The organism is Nostoc sp. CmiVER01 (genome assembly GCF_034531135.2).
Taxonomy (GTDB): domain Bacteria; phylum Cyanobacteriota; class Cyanobacteriia; order Cyanobacteriales; family Nostocaceae; genus Nostoc.
Window position 1 is genome coordinate 201,327 of the sequence record NZ_JAVRBU020000011.1, and the last position, 17,493, is coordinate 218,819.

The following is a 17,493-nucleotide window of genomic DNA, read 5'->3' on the forward strand; positions in this document are numbered from 1 at the left end:
TTACTATTTATTTGGTCTAATAACCCAGCTACAATGGATACAGGGCGGAATCGTCACCATGAGATAGGGTATTTTCAGCAAAATTGTATGACAGAATTTTGTCTTCAAGCTCCCTTTAGTCCCACAGGCGATCAACCACAAGCGATCGCACAGCTTACTGCTAGTATCCAAGCGGGTAATCGTTACCAAACTTTACTAGGAGCCACTGGAACTGGTAAGACATTTTCGGTAGCAGCAGTTATTGAGAAAATTGGCAAGCCTACTTTAGTTCTGGCGCATAACAAAACCCTTGCTGCCCAGCTTTGTAATGAGTTGCGAGATTTTTTTCCCAACAACGCAGTTGAGTATTTTGTCAGCTACTACGATTATTATCAGCCAGAAGCGTATATTCCCGTTACCGATACTTATATTGAAAAAACGGCAGCGATTAATGATGAAATAGATATGTTGCGGCATTCAGCGACGCGATCGCTTTTTGAACGCCGTGATGTCATTGTCGTTGCTTCCATCAGTTGCATCTACGGTTTAGGAATGCCAGCAGAATATCTGAAAGCTGCCATCCCCCTTCAGATAGGTATGGAAGTAAATCAACGCCAAATTTTACGGGATTTGGCAAACGTTCAATATAGCCGCAACGACATAGAAATGGGTCGGGGAAAATTTCGCGTCCGTGGTGATGTCTTAGAAATTGGCCCAGCTTATGAAGACCGAATTATTCGTGTCGAATTTTTTGGTGATGAAATTGACGCGATTCGCTATATTGACCCGGTGACAGGTGAAATTCTCAAGAGTTTGGAAGCGGTAAATATCTACCCAGCACGCCACTTTGTCACCCCAGAAGAACGGTTAGAAGTAGCTTGTAATGACATTGCAGCCGAATTAAAACAGCAAAAACTAGACTTAGAACAAGCTGGGAAACTATTAGAAGCGCAACGCATAGATCAACGTACACGCTATGATCTAGAAATGCTGCGCGAAGTGGGTTACTGCAACGGCGTTGAGAACTATTCCCGTCACTTAGCAGGAAGACAAGCTGGAGAAGCACCAGAATGTTTAATTGATTATTTTCCCAAGGATTGGCTACTAGTTATAGATGAATCTCACGTTACAGTGCCACAAATTCGAGGCATGTATAACGGTGATCAAGCTAGAAAAAAAGTTTTAATTGAACATGGATTTCGGCTTCCTAGTGCTGCTGATAATCGTCCTTTGAAAGCCGAGGAATTCTGGGAAAAGGTAAATCAGTGTGTTTTTGTTTCAGCAACTCCCGGAAATTGGGAATTAGAAGTTTCTGAAGATCATGTAGTTGAGCAAGTGATTCGACCAACTGGAGTGGTTGATCCAGAAATTTCTGTGCGTCCCACAGAAGGACAAATTGATGATTTGTTGGGAGAAATTAAAGATAGAGCCGATCGCCATGAACGAGTGTTAATTACTACATTAACTAAGCGAATGGCGGAGGATTTAACAGAATATTTGCAAGACCACGGTATAAGGGTAAGGTATTTACATTCCGAGATTACTTCTATTGAGCGCATTGAAATTTTGCAGAACTTGCGCGAGGGAAATTTTGATGTATTAGTTGGTGTGAATTTGCTGCGGGAAGGGTTAGATTTACCTGAAGTTTCCTTAGTAGCAATTATGGATGCAGATAAAGAAGGTTTTTTGCGAACCGAGCGCTCCTTAATTCAAACTATTGGTAGAGCCGCGCGTCACGTCCAAGGACAAGCAATTTTATATGCCGATAATCTGACAGGTAGCATGATTAAAGCTATTGATGAAACAGATAGACGGCGTGGTATTCAGACAGCACATAATCGACTGCATGGAATTACACCACAACCAATTGTCAAAAAATCAAGTAATGCGATTTTGGCTTTTTTAGATGTATCTCGGCGGTTAAATGCAACTGACTTAAAAGTTGTAGATGAACATATAGATGAACTGCCATTAGAACAGATTCCAGGATTGATTACTCTGTTAGAAGCGCAGATGAAAGAAGCGGCGAAGAAACTAGAATTTGAAGAGGCTGCAAAATTGCGCGATCGCATTAAACATCTGCGGGATAAAATGCTAGGACGTTAAGTGAATCTTACGCTCACGAATCAGCAATTACCCGTATAGAAAGGTTATTAGGTCAAAATTTGGGAGCCGCGTGGGAAAAACTTCGGGCAGCTAGCGAAGGCAAAGCGCGAATGTAAAACATGATTTTTTTGATTGATCACAATCTCAAAGATCATGTCCTAATTTTCTTTGGTGTGATCGCCAATATCAAATCCGGTTAAATGCACACAGTTAAATTGTTGTTTGTTTCTGGCCACCAGTGGTAATAAATTAGACCACGAATTAAATCACGCTCGTTAGATAGTAGCTTGCAACGTTGAAATAAAACGGATTCTAGCTCATCTAAGGAATCAAATGACTAATTAGCGTAGGCGTAGCCCGCCGAAGGCATCGCCTGATTCGTGACAGGCCATAACCGCACACACGGTTTCTAGAAAATGATGATGGCACCAAAGGAAATCGCGACTGAGCTGAGACTAGAGGAAACTGTCGCAATCTGAGTGTCTTCAACGAACAGTGCGCCTGAAATTACATTACTCGTAATCGCATCGAGAGCGTCTATATCTATTCCGAAACCTTCGGCGGAAATCCAAATTTCATCAATTGTGAATGAGAAGTCAGTGATGGTATCAATTCCTTCATCTGGGGAATTAAAGTAAAATCTATCGGCACCGTCTCCGCCTGTAAGTATGTCCCTGCCCAAGCCTCCAACTAGGGCGTCATCACTGGCATTACCTTGTAATACATCATTGCCATCATTGCCAATCAGGCTATCATTGCCAGCGCCACCGAAAAGGTTGTCAGCACCCGCTCCACCTTCTAAGGTGTCATTACGGGTGCCGCCAGTCAGCACGTCGTTGCCATTATTGCCAATCAGGCTATCATTGCCAGCGCCCCCGAGAAGGCTGTCATTACCAGTACCACCATTTAAGATATCATCACCAAAGCTGCCATTCAGGGTGTCATTACCAGACGGGCTATTAGCATTGCCACCCCTAGCCCATCCATATAATATGTCATTTCCCGAAGTTCCATTTATTGTTTCAGAACCTGTGGTGCCGTAGATAGTTGCCATTTTTGTTTTTTCCTAACTTTCCTAATAGATGTTCAGGCCAAAAGTCAGTTTATCACAATTGCAGAAATGGATTTATCGATCAACAGTGATGACAGCGTTGTTTGGCGATTAGCTCACGAAAATCAGATGATTTTGCTTACAGCTAATCGCAGCATGAAAGGGAAAGATTCGCTCGAACAAGTCATCATACGTGAAGAAAATACCTGAGCATCGTTACCCGTAATTACGATTGGCAATACTAGCCTATTTGAGATAGAGAGAATCGCTCTTTACATCAAAGCTATAATTTGATCGAGATCGAAGAGTTGGAAACTAATATGTCAACCCTTGAACAAATTGAAGCAGCGATTCTTACGCTTCCAGCAGATGACTTTCAGCGACTCAAGCAGTGGTTCTTTGATGTTGATTACCAGCGTTGGGATGAGCAGCTAGAGCAAGACATCGCAGACGGAAAATTAGACGCTTTGGCAGAAGAAGCGATTGTTGAATTCAAGGCGGGTCACTGCCGGGAAATCTAGAATGCATTACACGACACGAAGATTTTGGAAGTGTTATGACACTCTATCTGCAACCGTTCAGGATACGGCAGACCAGTGTTACGAGCTTCTGAAAACTGATCCGTCTCATCCATCATTGCACTTCAAAAAGATTGGTAAAAAGTATTGGTCAGTTCGAGCCGGGCTAGACTATCGAGCTTTGGGTGTTGAAGTAGGAGGTGGTATTTCTTGGTTTTGGATCGGAACTCATGCAGAGTACGACAAGTTAGTTGGTAAGTTATAACTATCGACACAACAACCCTCTTGCAGCAGATGGTTACAAATCGCTGATGCTGAGTTCGAGGTTGCTTGCCGCCGTTGATTTGAGGCGTTCATGACTTGCTGAAGCGATCGCACTAAACATCTGCGAGATAAAATACTAGGAAGTTAACGTGAATCTTCTGCTCATGAATATTCACCTAATTAGCGTTCAACCTGCTAGCAAGAAGTGATAAGCCTAACCGTTAGCTTCTCCATGCGCGTAAGCGTAACCCGTTGTAGACATCGCATTAAACATCTGCGGGATAAAATATTATGACGTTAATGTGAATCTTATGCTTACCAATATTCGCCTAATTAGTGTTCAAGAATATCACAAAATGGCGGAAACGGGAATTTTTCATCCTGAAGAACGCTTAGAATTAATCGCGGGACAAATCATCAAAATGTCAGCAAAAGGAACTGCTCACGAATCAGCAATTACCCGCACAGAAAGGTTATTACGTCAACGTTTGGATGACAAAGTTTTATTAAGAATCCAGTCACCAGTGCAACTTGATGATTATTCGGAACCAGAACCAGATATTTCAGTGGTGAAGCTGAATCCATTAGATTATGAGGATCACCATCCCAATGCTTCCGAAGTGTTTTTACTGATTGAAATAGCTGATTCTAGTCTCAAATATGATCGAGAAGTAAAAGCGATCGCTTATGCTAAGTCAGGTATTATTGAGTACTGGATTTTAGATGTCAATGGACGCAAGTTGTATATGTATCGTCTCCCCAGTCTAGACGGCTATCATAGCGAGAGCATACTTGCAGAAGATGTGACAATTTCACCTTTAGCCTTCCCTGAATGTGCGATCGCTATTCGGGAATTGTTGCGAAAAATCTAGGAAGCGATCGCCAGAAAGTATCTATGGAATAATTTGAATACTCAGGTGAAGAAGCCAGACCTGATAACATCACTCGTGTCCATATTAATGCTGCGATCGCTTTGTTTCGTTAGCCAGGAACTATCGCGCAAGTCACAGGGTTCATTCATGAAAACGGAATGAACATTAATATATCTAGCACAGGTGGTAGGTATGGGGAAGCAGGAGAACAATTTTTTTCTCCATCAACTGTAGAGCAATTACAGCCAATTATCCTCAATGAGCAACAGCCGGATCACTTCACTGAAGTTCCTGTATACTACTATGTAGCATAATTATTGAAGATACTGATTTGTTCCAATAAGTGTAGTTTGAAATCGAAGCCACCGAAGCATAAAATCCCTTCCAGATGATCTGGTGATGATGATCGATACCGCAGATATTGTTGATCTCAGCATCGCCAGTCTTTGTGAAGAGCAACAGGTTTTGTATAGCAAAACCAAAGTAAGGTATCTGCATAATAAATCTTAAATCAGTAAACCAAAAACTTGTCTATACACCGTAGCTCCGTAAACAGGGAGACAAAGCGTAGCTTTTACGGGGTAGAGTCATCCGGATTTAGTAAGTAATTAAGCGAATATGATATAAGTCCTAATTTGATATCCTACCTTTTGCTGCTCTACTGGTCTAATTGCCTATATTTACGTAATATTACTATTTTAGATTAGTAGATTTTGCGTATAAATTACTGGTGTATTTCCGTAAACAATTTTACAAAAGGAATATTTTGATGGATAAAATACGAAAAATGGGCAAAGGTAGTAATACTTACAAAGCTATTACTGTTAACTATGCTTCGTGGAATTTAGGGACAATCTTAATAGCTTTTCTTCTACTATTGACAGGTATTTTTAGTAAATCGGCTGTTGCTTCAGATAATATTGTTTCTGAAAACCAAGAAATTCAGTTAAGTACGTCTCAAAGTTTGAAAGCATCTTTTATATCTGAGGTTAATTCCCAGCCGAATATCAGCTTGCAGCAAAGGTTTGCGGCATCTAAAAAAAGTAATATTGTTGCTGAATTACAGACTGCAAGGATTCGTGATGGTTTTACTGCTAATGTCAAGTCTAGAACTTTTGATACCGACACATACTCTAATATATTGAAACAAAAACAACCTCAAATTTTTGTACAAACAGACTCATCAGAAATTTTGGGTGATACTTTTGGCGAGACTAATAAATTACGCCAAGAACTTTTAATTGATCCTATCGTAAGGTTAGGTGAACCGCCAAAAGCTTCCCCTGGTTCAACTGCGGGTACTCCTTCTGCCTATGGTGCAAGTTTTGGTCAAGCCTATATTGGTGGTGGTCTATTTTTTCCTTTCGATGAAGATAAAGATAGGGTAGATGGTTCTTTGTCTGTTGGTTTTGGTTTAGGAAATGCAGTTAAATCTATAGGATTGGAAGTTAATGCCAATATTACTAGTGTAGGCGGTGGCGACAATTTTGATTTTGGTGATAGCGGTGGTGTAGGTTTTAAGCTACACAGATATTTGGGCGATGGTACATCTGTAGCTGTGGGTTGGTCAAATCCTATCAAATGGGGAGATGTTACCAGGGCTAAGGATACTATTTATGGGGTAGTTACTAAATCATTTTCACTACAACCAGATAATGCTAATAACAAATTACCTTTGACTATTTCTGTTGGTCTTGGTAGTGGTGCTTTTCGTTCTAAGGGTGCAATAGAAGCAGGTGAAAATTCTGCTAATCTTTTTGCTAGTTTAGGTTTGAGGGTGATACCTCAAGTATCCTTAGTAAGTAGCTGGACTGGAAATCGTGTCAATATGGGTGCATCTTTTGCTCCCTTAAAAAACATCCCTATAGTGATCAATACTATTTTCACGGATGTTACTAGTAATTTTGATTCTGGCTTAGGTTTTGCGTTGAGTGCAGGGTACAGTTTTCGATTTTAAATGCTGAGTTATATTGGAATTTCGTCAAAAATAAAAACAATGAAGAAACAATCATTCTTTCTCGTTGCCATAACATTCACTATTTTCACTTATCTAGTGAGTGTGCCCATGAGAGTAAATGCTGGTAATGTTGGTATCACAGGTAGTAGTGATGATTCTTCCTCCTCATCTGGTGATAATTTTAATCCAGTAAATAATCAATCATCTCCTGAACTTGCACCTGGAGTGAATGTGGAAATTGGTAATGATGGCGGTAGTCTTAACACATCAGCAGAAATTCAAAATAGTTTAAATACAGCCCTCTCCAATGTATTAAGCCAAACTCCAGCAGCCAATAGTCCAGCTGCTGCCATTCTAGCTATCTTGCAGGGAGGAGCAAATGCAGCACAAGCAGCTAATCAACTACAGGCTTCTCTAGCGAATTTAGGAGTTCCAACATCATCAGCACAGTCTTTGGTAAGTGCTTTATTAGGTCTAGCTGGGAATAAATCTGCATCTGTGTCAGGTTTTACTGTGGGTACCAAAGGTTTAGTAGCGAATTCAATAGCTCAAAAAGAAGCTTCCCCAACTGTAAATATTAATCAGTTGAATGCTGCTATTAGTGCTTATAACAAGATTGTTATGGAAAGCAATCCGAAAGTTCTCCGGCAATTGTCAAAAGATGCGGGTTTTCGGGAAATTGGTAATCTGCTTAAGCAATTAAGGGCTGCTTTGAATAGTAAAGGATAGGGGATAGATGTGAAAGTCTATTGATGTCCCTTTGTGATCGCACTGCTGGATTAAATCGCTTGATAATGGTGTGTTTCTTAATCTCGACACAGGTGAAGTGATACCGATTATACAAGTGGAGGCAGATAAGCTAGATAATCGTTTTAAAATGGTAAGTGCGATCGCTTAGGGCATTTTTGGTTTGGTTCAATGTCTCCGGGTAAAACGCAGGGTAGCCTTTACTGACCGCTATGATCCTGACGGTTCTTTGCATCTGATGGAAACGAGATTGATGATTTCTCATGGATTAGGCTGGAGTCCTGATCACAAGACATTCTACTTCACTGATTCCCCAATGCAGAAAATGTATGCTTACAACTTTGATGCGGTGACGGCTAAAATTAGCGATCGCCGCATTTTTAGTTATACTTTTGATGCAGATTTATGGCTAGCTGATTCTGTGGTGAATTTGCTTAAACAAGAGGATGGGGGATGAAATGCAAGCTGAGATTGATGTGGTTAGTTTTAGCGATCGCACTTTTATTAACTAGCATTATACCTGCTAGGATTGCGATCGCTTTCCATCAAACCCCAGTGCCACAGGCTATTTTTGTGTTGGGGAGTGCTTCTGAGCGGATGAGGTTTGCGGCGCAGTTTTGGCAGTCTCGCCAGAATTTAGATATTTGGGTTTCTGATTTCCATTGGAATTTAGATGTTGACCGTCGAATATTTTTAAAGTATGGTGTTCCTGATGCAAAGTTGCATTTAGATGGTAGAGCAACCGATACTGTGACAAATTTCACGACTTTGGCAGAAGATTTTGCTCACCAAAAGTTGCAGCATGTTTATTTGATTACGTCGGATTATCACATGAGGCGGGCAAGAGCGATCGCAACTATTGTTTTAGGTAGCCAGGGGATTGTGGTTACACCTGTGGCTGTAGCTTCTGAAAATCAACCATCAGAATCATTGGTGCGAGTGTTGCGAGATTGTGGGCGATCATTTTTGTGGATTTTTGTTAGCAGAACCGGATCTAGTTTGAACCCACGTTTGAAATAATTACTTCTTGGCAAATATCATCCTCAAATAAGATTTGTTGATATTCTTCTAAAGCACGCTGAAATGTATATCTGCTTTTATAAAGTTGACGCGCCTTTTCACCCATTATCTTAACTCTTTGGTTGTCATTGGCTAATTCGCGGATTAAATTGGCAAGATGTTGTGGATTATTAGGAGGAATGTTAGTACCGCAACCAGAAGTTGTTAAAAGTTCGTCAATGTATGAGTTTGGTGCAGAGATAGCAATGATTCCTCTACCTGCGGCTAGCATTCCGTAGAGTTTAGAAGGAGTAACTATTGATTCTGCCCCTGGTATAAGGCTAACTAGTGAAAGATCGCAAGCGGTAAGAGATAAGGGCAGTAGTTCTCTAGGTTGGTAAGGTAATAAAAGTATATTTGTTAGTTTATGAGTGTTGATTGCTTGTTCAACTAATTTAGTTTTCGCTCCAGCACCTATAAAGACAAATTGAATAAGGGTGTCTTTCAGAATTTTAGCTGCTTCAATAATAGTTTCAATATCATGGAGCCTACCTAAATTGCCGGAGTATAAAACTGTGAAAACTTTGTCAATATTATACTGTTGAGCAAAATCATTTGCTTGTTTATCACAAATAATAATATCTTCTACTGCCCAATTCTCAATTACTTTGATTTTTAGTTTTAACTCAGGATATTTATTCTCCAAAAAATATTGCATGGAAGTGCTAAGTACAATAATATTCTCAGCATATTTGTAAGTTAGATAAATTAATTTACTAAAATAAATAAATAGAAAGCTATTTTGCTTAAAAATACCAGACATTACAGCAGATTCTGGAAAAATATCTTGGAGTAAAAAATGATATTTTCCTCCACGAATAACTTTAAAAATAATACCTAAAATTCCAGCATATGGTGGATTAGAAGCGATTAAAACTGGCGTAGTACGAGGTACTAAAAATATCACATATTTCAAAGCGCCTAAAAGAAAGAATATTGAACTAATAATTTTACTTAAAATACTAGTGTTGGCTGCAATAGGAGAGAAGGCACGGTTGATTGCGACTTGATTTGAGAATTCAGGAGTAGTGTCTTTTGCCTGAGTACCTGTAAATATATTTACCTGATAGCCTTTTCGAGAAAGTCCTTTGGCTAAATCGGTCATTAGTTGCGCGGTAGCAGCATGGCTAGGGTAGAAATATTGAGTTATAATCGTGATTTTTTCCATGCATTTATTGTGGAATCATCAAAGGGCTAATCCAGATTTTTTACGTCTCATTTCTATAATTTTGACTACTGTCATAAATTCATACATGGTATAGAGTAGACAGAAAATAAGAGCCGTAATTCCTTCTAAAAAACCTAATCTTAGAAAATACATTTGGATAAATCTGACAATGGGGCGCAGAAACCAAAGTTTAGCCGCCAATAATCTAAGTTTTAGTTTGCGTTCAGTTCCTAAAGCAGATGCTTTACCTGTTTCTAGAAAATTAACAACATTTTGGGCATCCCAAGAAGAATAGCGATCATGCCGTTCTAACCAATCTCCAAACCCTTTAGAATTAGCATAATGATCGTAAGGAATATTAATTCTGCCAACTTGCGTACCTGAAGCAAAGTGTTCCCAAACACCACCTGTAAAAGTGACTTCTTCTAGTTTGAGTAAACGAGAATGCCAATTAGGATATCCTTGTGTAAGCTTAAGCCATTTACCCCAAAACAGGTAACGCGCAGGCAGTTCATAAGCATTATATTGTTGATTATTGGCAGAACATACACGCTGAATTTCTGTTGCTAAGTTGGGTGGAATAACTTCATCAGCATCTAAAAATAATACCCATTCACTTTTTAAATTACAATTTTGTAAAGCCCAGTTACGTTGCTCAGAAATTTTGAACGGTGGAGGTGGAATATGGGTAAAAACTTTGGCTCCTAGTGATTCTGCTAACTGTATTGTTCCATCAGTACTGCCTGAGTCTACAACAATAATTTCTTGACACCACTGTAAAGAATCTATACATTGTTTAAGGTTACAAACTTCATTCTTTGTTAGAATAATTACTGAAATAGTAAGTATTTTTATCATGGTTTTTTAAAAATTATTAACATTTCTTCTTCTAGCAATGCTTGTTTTAAAAATGGGTGAATTGGTGAAGAAAGTAAATCTAAAAAATTAACAGTTTTCAATGCAGCATTTTTTAGACTACTTAAACCTTGGCTAGGAGCTTTTTCGTTAATTCCACCTAAGTTTACTTTTGCTCTTTCTTTGCCTCCAAAAATTAAACTTACAGTATTTAAAAGTGCTTGATGGAAAACTGATATTCCTCTGCCACGACGACTATTTTGATAAATACAAGTCAAACCTAATTTCTCACACGCCATTATCAAAGATCGAAAATTAGGAAAACTTATATGATCAGGTGGAGATACCCAAGAAACATTTTTGCCAAATAATCGTGAACTTATAGAGTCTAGGTTTGGTCCTTCTAAAATGAATAATCCATCCTTCTTAATAGAAGCATAAATTTTTTCTAGTAAATCTTGAGGATTAGGTACATGTTCTAGTACATGTCTAAGAATTAAAACATCAAATTGTTTATCTTGCGCTTCAAAAAAACCTGGAATTATTTTGATGCCTAACTGTTTACTACCTACTTCTGCTGTTGTTTTACTTAACTCAAACCCTTTAGCAGAATAACCAAAACTTTGTAAATTATATAATAAATATCCCCAGGAACATCCTATTTCACCCACGTTGTGAGCGTTTGGCTGATAAAACTTAATCAAACTCGCATATTCCTTAGCTTCGGAAATAATTTTGGGATTCCTTGCTACATCAATTAATTTTTTTTCATCTTTAGCATATGATGCCATAAAATAATTTTGAGAATAATAATCTTCTAATTCATGCTTATTGATTATTTGATTTAAGAATAAAAAGCTACAATCTAAACATTTACTAACGTTGTATCCTCTAGCATTGTTCCAGTGAGGAACAATATTATTAGAACTACAAAGAATACATTTTTGATGGCTTTTCATAGTTTTTTATTGTTTGATTTACTATTGATTAATGATCTCAAAATAATTACTAGCCATTTGTAAAGCAGTTTTTTTGATAGAATAAGTAGAGTCTACATATTTTTTAGATGCCGATATTACTTCTTGCATTTTTTTAGGAAATTGGATTAGTTCTCCAATAGCCTTAGTCCACTCTGATGGAACTCTAGAACGCACCCATCCCAGGCAACCTTCAGCTACCTCATTATGTAGACCTACTTTCTCTGAAATTAAAACAGGACATCCACAGGCTAAAGATTCGACAACAACATTTCCAAAATTTTCATGAAGGCTGGGCAGGACAAATAAATTAGCAGCAGAGTATATGGCTGGTAGTTCCTTAGGTTCACATCTGTCTAAAAAGATAACTCTGTCTGATAGGTTTGCTACTTGAAACTGCTGCTGTAATTTTCCTTTAGTACCATCATCATCGCTACCCACAAAAACCATCCGCCACTTGAGATGTTGTAAGGATGCTAAAGCCTGAGGTAATAAATCTAACCCTTTTTTGTGGTGGAGACGACCTACATTCAAAATTATGAAGTCATCTTCACTAAAGTTTTGAAATTTACGCCATCCTTTTGCTTCTTCTTTGGCAGGCTGCCAAAATTTAGTGTTTAAACCGTTGGGAATGATAAAAGATTGTCCTGGTAGTTTGAGCCAACGACATTCCTGTAATTCTTGCTTGCTAGTGTAGTGGATACCATCTGCATTTGTCACATTGAAGCGTTCTTGCCATAAATAATACAGTATTTTTTTAGCTGTTTTCTGTTGCCAAGAGTAAGGACCTAGTGCGCCTCTAGGCGATACTATATAGGGAATACCCTGATGTTTGGCTGCTTTGCAAGCCGCTCCACTGGTACGCTGCCAAACACCTGTAATATGGATAATGTCAAATTCCTTAGCTCTTGCTGTTACTGCTTCTTCCATATCTGGGCAATGAATACCCATCCCTGGTTCTTGCTGAAAATATGTGACTTTGACTCCATTACGGATGGTTGGCTGGTTGATAGGCAATTCTGGCTGATTATTTAACCCAGCATTAGAAGTAAGTACCTCTACTTCATGGCCAAGGGCAGCTAATCCTTCACAAAGTTGGCTAACACTAAGTACAGGCCCACCGAACTGCCAAGCAGGCGCGTAAACGGGGATGTAGTGCAGAATCTTAAGTTGGTTTTGCATTATTACCTAGCTATGCTTTTGCAGATAAAACCCAAGGCTCGTCAGCGCCCAGTAACGACGAACTTGTTTTGCCGGATCGCCAATTTTTAAATCATGTTCTACTCGGTCAGCATTTAGCTCAAAGCCGTAACCTTGATTAAGGTGAGTAAAGGCTGCATGTAAACAGTCTCGCAAAGGGCCGCTTAAATACATTGCATAATCTAAATCAAAACCTGTTTTCTGACGGTTCAGAGGGTGCTGTAAGGTTGGCGGAATTTGACTAGATAAAAGGGGCTTTTTCTGTTTTTTAGTTGTTCGTTTATCACTCCAAGGAATTTGCATTACTTTTTCGATATAGCGCTTACCTAAATAGGGTACCCGTAGTTCTTGCTGATTCGCCATTGTAGCCCAGTCACTATCTCTTAGTAAGGTATTTCTGAGGTAGCCTTGAATTTCACCAAGAGAAATTAGAGTTTCCACATCAAGATTGAGTTTGCTGTCTGTTTCATCATCGCAATTTGCCACTGTATTGTCATAATCTGCTGTTATAGTCAAAAACGCAGATATTTGCTTAGGGGTAAAGAAACGCCGCATTTCTTTTAACATTCTGGAAGGCGAATCTATTTGTTGGAATAAAAGATTTAATCTTTCTTGATAAATAGTATGCTTACGCCAGCCCTTGATATTTTCTATCCAAGGCACAAGTATAGACTTCAAATCACCCAAACACTTTCCAAGTTGATATAACTTTGCGATGGAAACAAAATGAGGATAGCCACCATGTAACTCATCTGCACCACAACCACTAAGAACAACGGTTATACCTTGTTCTAATGAAGCTCTAGAAATAAGATAAATATTTGTACCGTCTGATGATGGTTGATCCATTGCACTAAAGCTATCAAACAACCAAGTATTTAGTGTTTTATGAGACAAATAAGCTACATGATGTTTAAGCTGGAGTTTTTGTGCAGTCATAGCTGCCAAATTACTCTCATCTCTAGTAGAGTCTTGTAAATCCAAGGTAAAAGTAGAGAGATGACCTTGCATAACTGGAGCTAGCATACTAGCAAGCACTGTACTGTCTATTCCGGCTGACAAAAATAAACCCACAGGAACATCAGCAATGAGCTGCTCTTTAAGAGTATGTAGCAAAACTTTGGTATGACTTGTTTGAAATGTCGGTTCCCGTATCTGATTGCTTGCGTATTGGGCTAAATTCCAATAACAAATAGGAATAAATATAGGGGCTAAGTCTGTCTGCAAATCAATATAAGCATAATGAGCAGGGGGAAAAGCTTTAATTGCTTGCCGGATAGTACGTGGTTCTTGGACGCTGCCATATATTAAATACTCAGAAATACTCTGTTCGTCCCAGTCTGTTGCTACTAATCCAGAGCTAATTAATGCTCGTACTTCCGATGCTAAAGCAATGCCTCCGCCGCGAGTTTGAGCATAGTATAGTGGTTTAATTCCAATGTGATCTCGTGCTAGTAATAGGCGTTGTTGAATAAAGTCAAACAATAAAAAAGCAAACATACCGTCTAGGCGTTTCACTATTTGCTCACCCCAGACACGATAACCTAATAACAAAACTTCTGTATCACTATGAGACGTAAACTCTACACCCTGTGCTTTCAATTCTTGGCGTAGTTCCAAGAAATTATAAATCTCCCCGTTAAAAATAATTACATTACCTGTTTTTGCATCTACCATAGGCTGATGCCCAGCAGGACTAAGGTCAACAATTGCCAGACGAGTATGCAGTAGATGAATGTGGTTTGCTCCTACAGTTCTTTGCCACGTACCTTGGGAATCAGGACCTCGATGATGCAGAGCAGCTAAGACATTTGATGTATTAAAGTCTTCTCTACCTATGTAACCGTATATACCACACATGTGTTTAAGAATTTGATTGGTAGATTGAGCAGCATAACTGTGATTTCGAGCAAAGTTGTTGAGTGATTTTTGAATTCCAATCGATAAAATTTTTCATCTGCTACATACTTGCAATATTTGGTCGCAAATCTTGTGACACCTCCGCTCAAAATTTTCATAGGAAAAATACTCTAATCCTTGTGGTATTACTCCTTTGGGGCGCTTTAAAGCTTCTATAATTCCCGCCTTTACTTCTTCTGGATCATCAGGATTAACAAGAATGCCTAATAAACCATTTCGTACTGCCTCACGACTGCCATCAACCTTACTCGCAACTACGGGAATACCGCAAGCCATTGCTTCTAAAAAAACAAAGCCAAATCCTTCTCCCTTACTCGGCATGACATAAACATCTGCTAGGCGATAGTAGTCGGCTTTTTCAGCTTCAGAAATAAATCCTGTGAAAATCACTTTTGCCTGAAGATTAAGCGATCGCACTTTCTGTTTTAATCTCTCTCTATCCGATCCTTCTCCCACTATTAAATAGACTAAATTAGGAATTATTTCGCTCAATTTAGGCAGCAACTCGATTACTTCATCAAACCCTTTACATCGTTCATAAGAGTCCAAGCGTCCCAATGTCATCAGAACTATCTTGTCCTTCAGTCCATATTGGGAAATAAGTTGAGCATTTTTCTCATCATACCCATACTGTTCGAGAGCGATCGCATTTGGCAGCAAAAATTGTTGCACTTTGGGTATATTCGCCCAGAATTGAAAGCGATCCAACGTAATTTGGCTGATAGAGACAACACAATCTACTGCTGGAAGACAATAGTTAACTAGTCTGTTATGAGGCTTCCAGGCTTCGACCCCATAGATTTCTAGAAGAATAGGCGCTTTTGTCCACAGTTTAACCAGCCAGGCAAGCGGCAGCATATAAAGATGACCACAGACAATTAAATCGAATTTGGAGTTAACTCTAATGGTACGAAAAACGGTATGAATATAAGCGAATTTCCCTTTTAGTCCTAAAGTAATATATGTGAGCTTCTGGGGCAAAGCCTCAATGCGATCAACAAGTTTTTTTCTGGGAATTGCGACCACTTCATCACAGTTTTCAAGACTACAGAGAGAATTAATGAAGTCTCGGTTGTATTGTGAGATACCTCCTCTTCCTCCAAAGGCATCTGTTACAAAGTAAAGGATTTTCATAATATTTTCTGAGTAAATTAATGGGAATAACCTAGCTATGTAATAACAAATAAATTACCTTAAATATTAATTATTGCGCCTTTTAATAAGCTTTAATAGTAATTAAGTGATATAATTATTTATACTATAAAAGCTTAATAAGTATTGATTAAATAATTTTCATATTTAATCTATAAAATCTTTTTTTATGATATAAATAGTTCATAGCTGACTACTTACTTAGTTTGACCTTTAAAAGATAGTTTGACGCTAAAATCTATAAGAGATATCAACAAACTTATCAAGATAAAATCTCGCAAGAATGAATAAGTAACTGTACTTATTACACCAAGAATTGATGGAGTATAAAGACGCAAACATACAAAAGAAAAAGAACATAGCAAAGCTGGTTTAAGTAGCGGTTGTTTGACCAAACTAAGAAAACTTCCCACACAAGTTAACCAAATAGATAGGATTAACGAGGCAAAGAAAACCATCAAATAGCCACCTCGTTCAAAGGAGTCAGCCATAAATGTTATCGGTGCAGATGTGAATTCAGTAATATTCACACCATAGTTATCTCGTAACCTTTCTGAACCATCATCTAGTGGTAATTTTTCTCCTGTAATAAATTTTGGGATGAAAATGCTAGCAATTCGTTCAAAGTTCTGCAAGCCAATATATTTTTGTCTATCAACAACAGCGTCAATCACTAATTGTCCTGTTGGTTCTGTAATTCTAGTTAAAAGTCCAAATACAGGATCATCATATTCATTACTCTGAAATTCTATCTTACCTAGCATTACTTGCGAAATAGTTGCCAGGCGATCACTAAAATCCCCGTTATAAAATCTTTGCTCTGCACGAGCATATCCCAAGACAATAATAAAGGTTAAAAGAAATGGAACCAAAAACAAGAAAATGTTTCTGAGAATGAAAAATTTTATTTTTCCTCCATAAATACTGCCTATAAAAAAGAAAAGAATTGAACGAATAACTGGCTCTCTTCCTCCAGCCATACTAGACAATATCACCGTAAAAGATATAAAAAATAGTGGGAAAAAATTTTTAGGTGAAATAAGCGGTACTTGTAGACGAGTTCCTAGAAGAAAGAAAAAGAGATACTGCAAACTGCTGATAGCTCCAAGGAAGTAAAGTGGTGAATCAGATGAAATATTTCCTGCATACCTAGCATCATAATAACCAAATATGAAATTAGAAAGTGAACTTAATACAAAAACAATACCTGTAATAACAACTCCATTACTAGTTAACTGAGTTGATAATGGTGAAAATCTAACTTGCATCTTTGGCAAAAGTCTAACCTTTAGAGCCATCAAACTTCCTATCAAACTCGCCCACATTACTAAGTTAATCAAAATCATGGTAGTGATTGTATGTTTACCAATTTGATATCTTGTTGATGGCAGTATGTAAAAACATCCTAAAAAGCCAATTACCCAGCAAGAAAACTGACCTATCATATGAGCAATAGACAGGAATCGTAATTCAACACTTTTCTCTAAAAATGATATGTATATTATTAAAAATAAAGGAATAAATGCTAGTAAACCTAGAGATAGTTCAAGCAATCCTAGCAAAGCGCAAACTATCACAACGATTAAATTTATAATAAGGAAAATAGATGACTTTATAAACATTGATCATTTAGATAACGAAGTAACTATCAATCTTATTGATATAGAA

At 38.2% G+C, this 17,493-nt stretch carries 17 protein-coding genes and 1 pseudogene; 10 read left to right on the forward strand and 8 right to left on the reverse strand.

The window, feature by feature from the left end; genetic code table 11:
* The first annotated feature begins 87 nt into the window (after positions 1-87).
* Positions 88-2,085, forward strand: a complete 1,998-nt coding sequence (uvrB, locus tag RMZ43_RS20435) for an excinuclease ABC subunit UvrB (RefSeq protein ID WP_322649784.1) — start codon at positions 88-90, stop codon at positions 2,083-2,085.
* A gap of 409 nt (positions 2,086-2,494) precedes the next feature.
* Here uvrB and RMZ43_RS20440 read toward each other — a convergent pair whose 3' ends face one another.
* Entirely contained in the window at positions 2,495-3,139 is a 645-nt protein-coding gene (locus RMZ43_RS20440) for a calcium-binding protein (protein WP_322655451.1), read from the reverse strand.
* A gap of 78 nt (positions 3,140-3,217) precedes the next feature.
* On the opposite strand from RMZ43_RS20440, the pseudogene RMZ43_RS20445 reads away from it, so the two are divergent.
* The 9 genes and pseudogenes from RMZ43_RS20445 to RMZ43_RS20485 form a co-directional block, all read left to right on the forward strand.
* A pseudogene (locus RMZ43_RS20445) lies at positions 3,218-3,343 on the forward strand (ACP S-malonyltransferase); the annotation flags it as partial.
* Positions 3,344-3,456: 113 nt separating this feature from the next.
* A complete protein-coding gene (locus tag RMZ43_RS20450; RefSeq protein WP_322649782.1) occupies positions 3,457-3,657 on the forward strand; it encodes a hypothetical protein in 201 nt (66 codons plus the stop codon).
* A 1-nt stretch (position 3,658) separates the two neighbouring features.
* Positions 3,659-3,919, forward strand: coding sequence for a hypothetical protein (locus tag RMZ43_RS20455; protein WP_322655450.1), 261 nt, complete (start codon positions 3,659-3,661; stop codon positions 3,917-3,919).
* 310 nt (positions 3,920-4,229) lie between these two features.
* Positions 4,230-4,790 (forward strand): Uma2 family endonuclease, encoded by a 561-nt coding sequence (locus RMZ43_RS20460; protein WP_322655449.1) that lies wholly within the window; start codon positions 4,230-4,232, stop codon positions 4,788-4,790.
* 158 nt (positions 4,791-4,948) lie between these two features.
* Entirely contained in the window at positions 4,949-5,104 is a 156-nt protein-coding gene (locus tag RMZ43_RS20465; protein ID WP_322655448.1) for a hypothetical protein, read from the forward strand.
* Between the two features lie 455 nt (positions 5,105-5,559).
* Positions 5,560-6,747 carry a hypothetical protein gene (locus tag RMZ43_RS20470; RefSeq protein ID WP_322655447.1) on the forward strand — a complete coding sequence of 396 codons (1,188 nt, stop codon included), beginning with the start codon at positions 5,560-5,562 and terminating at the stop codon, positions 6,745-6,747.
* A 39-nt stretch (positions 6,748-6,786) separates the two neighbouring features.
* Positions 6,787-7,476, forward strand: coding sequence for a hypothetical protein (locus RMZ43_RS20475; protein ID WP_322655446.1), 690 nt, complete (start codon positions 6,787-6,789; stop codon positions 7,474-7,476).
* Positions 7,477-7,657: 181 nt separating this feature from the next.
* On the forward strand, positions 7,658-7,951 hold the full coding sequence (locus RMZ43_RS20480) for an SMP-30/gluconolactonase/LRE family protein (protein ID WP_322649776.1): 294 nt from the start codon (positions 7,658-7,660) through the stop codon (positions 7,949-7,951).
* Positions 7,948-8,514: a YdcF family protein gene (locus tag RMZ43_RS20485; RefSeq protein ID WP_322649775.1), complete on the forward strand. Its 567-nt coding sequence runs from the start codon at positions 7,948-7,950 to the stop codon at positions 8,512-8,514. The genes RMZ43_RS20480 and RMZ43_RS20485 overlap by 4 nt, the downstream gene beginning before the upstream one ends.
* Here RMZ43_RS20485 and RMZ43_RS20490 read toward each other — a convergent pair.
* The 7 genes from RMZ43_RS20490 to RMZ43_RS20520 form a co-directional block, all read right to left on the reverse strand.
* The gene (locus tag RMZ43_RS20490) at positions 8,489-9,721 is read right to left on the reverse strand and encodes a glycosyltransferase family 4 protein (RefSeq protein ID WP_322649774.1); all 1,233 of its coding nucleotides are present in this window, start codon (positions 9,719-9,721) and stop codon (positions 8,489-8,491) included. The two genes, RMZ43_RS20485 and RMZ43_RS20490, sit on opposite strands and share 26 nt — an antisense overlap.
* 18 nt (positions 9,722-9,739) lie before the next feature.
* Positions 9,740-10,579 (reverse strand): glycosyltransferase family 2 protein, encoded by an 840-nt coding sequence (locus RMZ43_RS20495; RefSeq protein ID WP_322655445.1) that lies wholly within the window; start codon positions 10,577-10,579, stop codon positions 9,740-9,742.
* A complete protein-coding gene (locus RMZ43_RS20500; RefSeq protein WP_322649772.1) occupies positions 10,576-11,535 on the reverse strand; it encodes a class I SAM-dependent methyltransferase in 960 nt (319 codons plus the stop codon). Before RMZ43_RS20500 ends, RMZ43_RS20495 begins: the two co-directional genes overlap by 4 nt.
* A 21-nt stretch (positions 11,536-11,556) precedes the next feature.
* The gene (locus tag RMZ43_RS20505; RefSeq protein WP_322649771.1) at positions 11,557-12,735 is read right to left on the reverse strand and encodes a glycosyltransferase; all 1,179 of its coding nucleotides are present in this window, start codon (positions 12,733-12,735) and stop codon (positions 11,557-11,559) included.
* 6 nt (positions 12,736-12,741) lie between these two features.
* The gene (asnB, locus tag RMZ43_RS20510) at positions 12,742-14,613 is read right to left on the reverse strand and encodes an asparagine synthase (glutamine-hydrolyzing) (protein ID WP_322649770.1); all 1,872 of its coding nucleotides are present in this window, start codon (positions 14,611-14,613) and stop codon (positions 12,742-12,744) included.
* Positions 14,614-14,706: 93 nt separating this feature from the next.
* Positions 14,707-15,807, reverse strand: coding sequence for a glycosyltransferase family 4 protein (locus tag RMZ43_RS20515; RefSeq protein ID WP_322649769.1), 1,101 nt, complete (start codon positions 15,805-15,807; stop codon positions 14,707-14,709).
* Between the two features lie 215 nt (positions 15,808-16,022).
* On the reverse strand, positions 16,023-17,447 hold the full coding sequence (locus RMZ43_RS20520; RefSeq protein ID WP_322649768.1) for a hypothetical protein: 1,425 nt from the start codon (positions 17,445-17,447) through the stop codon (positions 16,023-16,025).
* Positions 17,448-17,493: the final 46 nt, after the last annotated feature.

Coding starts and splice junctions, on each gene's coding strand:
- uvrB (WP_322649784.1), top strand. CDS start 88: ATGACAGAATTTTGTCTTCAAGCTCCCTTTAGTCCCACAGGCGATCAA.
- RMZ43_RS20440 (WP_322655451.1), bottom strand. CDS start 3,139: ATGGCAACTATCTACGGCACCACAGGTTCTGAAACAATAAATGGAACT.
- RMZ43_RS20450 (WP_322649782.1), top strand. CDS start 3,457: ATGTCAACCCTTGAACAAATTGAAGCAGCGATTCTTACGCTTCCAGCA.
- RMZ43_RS20455 (WP_322655450.1), top strand. CDS start 3,659: ATGCATTACACGACACGAAGATTTTGGAAGTGTTATGACACTCTATCT.
- RMZ43_RS20460 (WP_322655449.1), top strand. CDS start 4,230: ATGCTTACCAATATTCGCCTAATTAGTGTTCAAGAATATCACAAAATG.
- RMZ43_RS20465 (WP_322655448.1), top strand. CDS start 4,949: ATGAACATTAATATATCTAGCACAGGTGGTAGGTATGGGGAAGCAGGA.
- RMZ43_RS20470 (WP_322655447.1), top strand. CDS start 5,560: ATGGATAAAATACGAAAAATGGGCAAAGGTAGTAATACTTACAAAGCT.
- RMZ43_RS20475 (WP_322655446.1), top strand. CDS start 6,787: ATGAAGAAACAATCATTCTTTCTCGTTGCCATAACATTCACTATTTTC.
- RMZ43_RS20485 (WP_322649775.1), top strand. CDS start 7,948: ATGAAATGCAAGCTGAGATTGATGTGGTTAGTTTTAGCGATCGCACTT.
- RMZ43_RS20490 (WP_322649774.1), bottom strand. CDS start 9,721: ATGGAAAAAATCACGATTATAACTCAATATTTCTACCCTAGCCATGCT.
- RMZ43_RS20495 (WP_322655445.1), bottom strand. CDS start 10,579: ATGATAAAAATACTTACTATTTCAGTAATTATTCTAACAAAGAATGAA.
- RMZ43_RS20500 (WP_322649772.1), bottom strand. CDS start 11,535: ATGAAAAGCCATCAAAAATGTATTCTTTGTAGTTCTAATAATATTGTT.
- RMZ43_RS20505 (WP_322649771.1), bottom strand. CDS start 12,735: ATGCAAAACCAACTTAAGATTCTGCACTACATCCCCGTTTACGCGCCT.
- asnB (WP_322649770.1), bottom strand. CDS start 14,613: ATGTGTGGTATATACGGTTACATAGGTAGAGAAGACTTTAATACATCA.
- RMZ43_RS20515 (WP_322649769.1), bottom strand. CDS start 15,807: ATGAAAATCCTTTACTTTGTAACAGATGCCTTTGGAGGAAGAGGAGGT.
- RMZ43_RS20520 (WP_322649768.1), bottom strand. CDS start 17,447: ATGTTTATAAAGTCATCTATTTTCCTTATTATAAATTTAATCGTTGTG.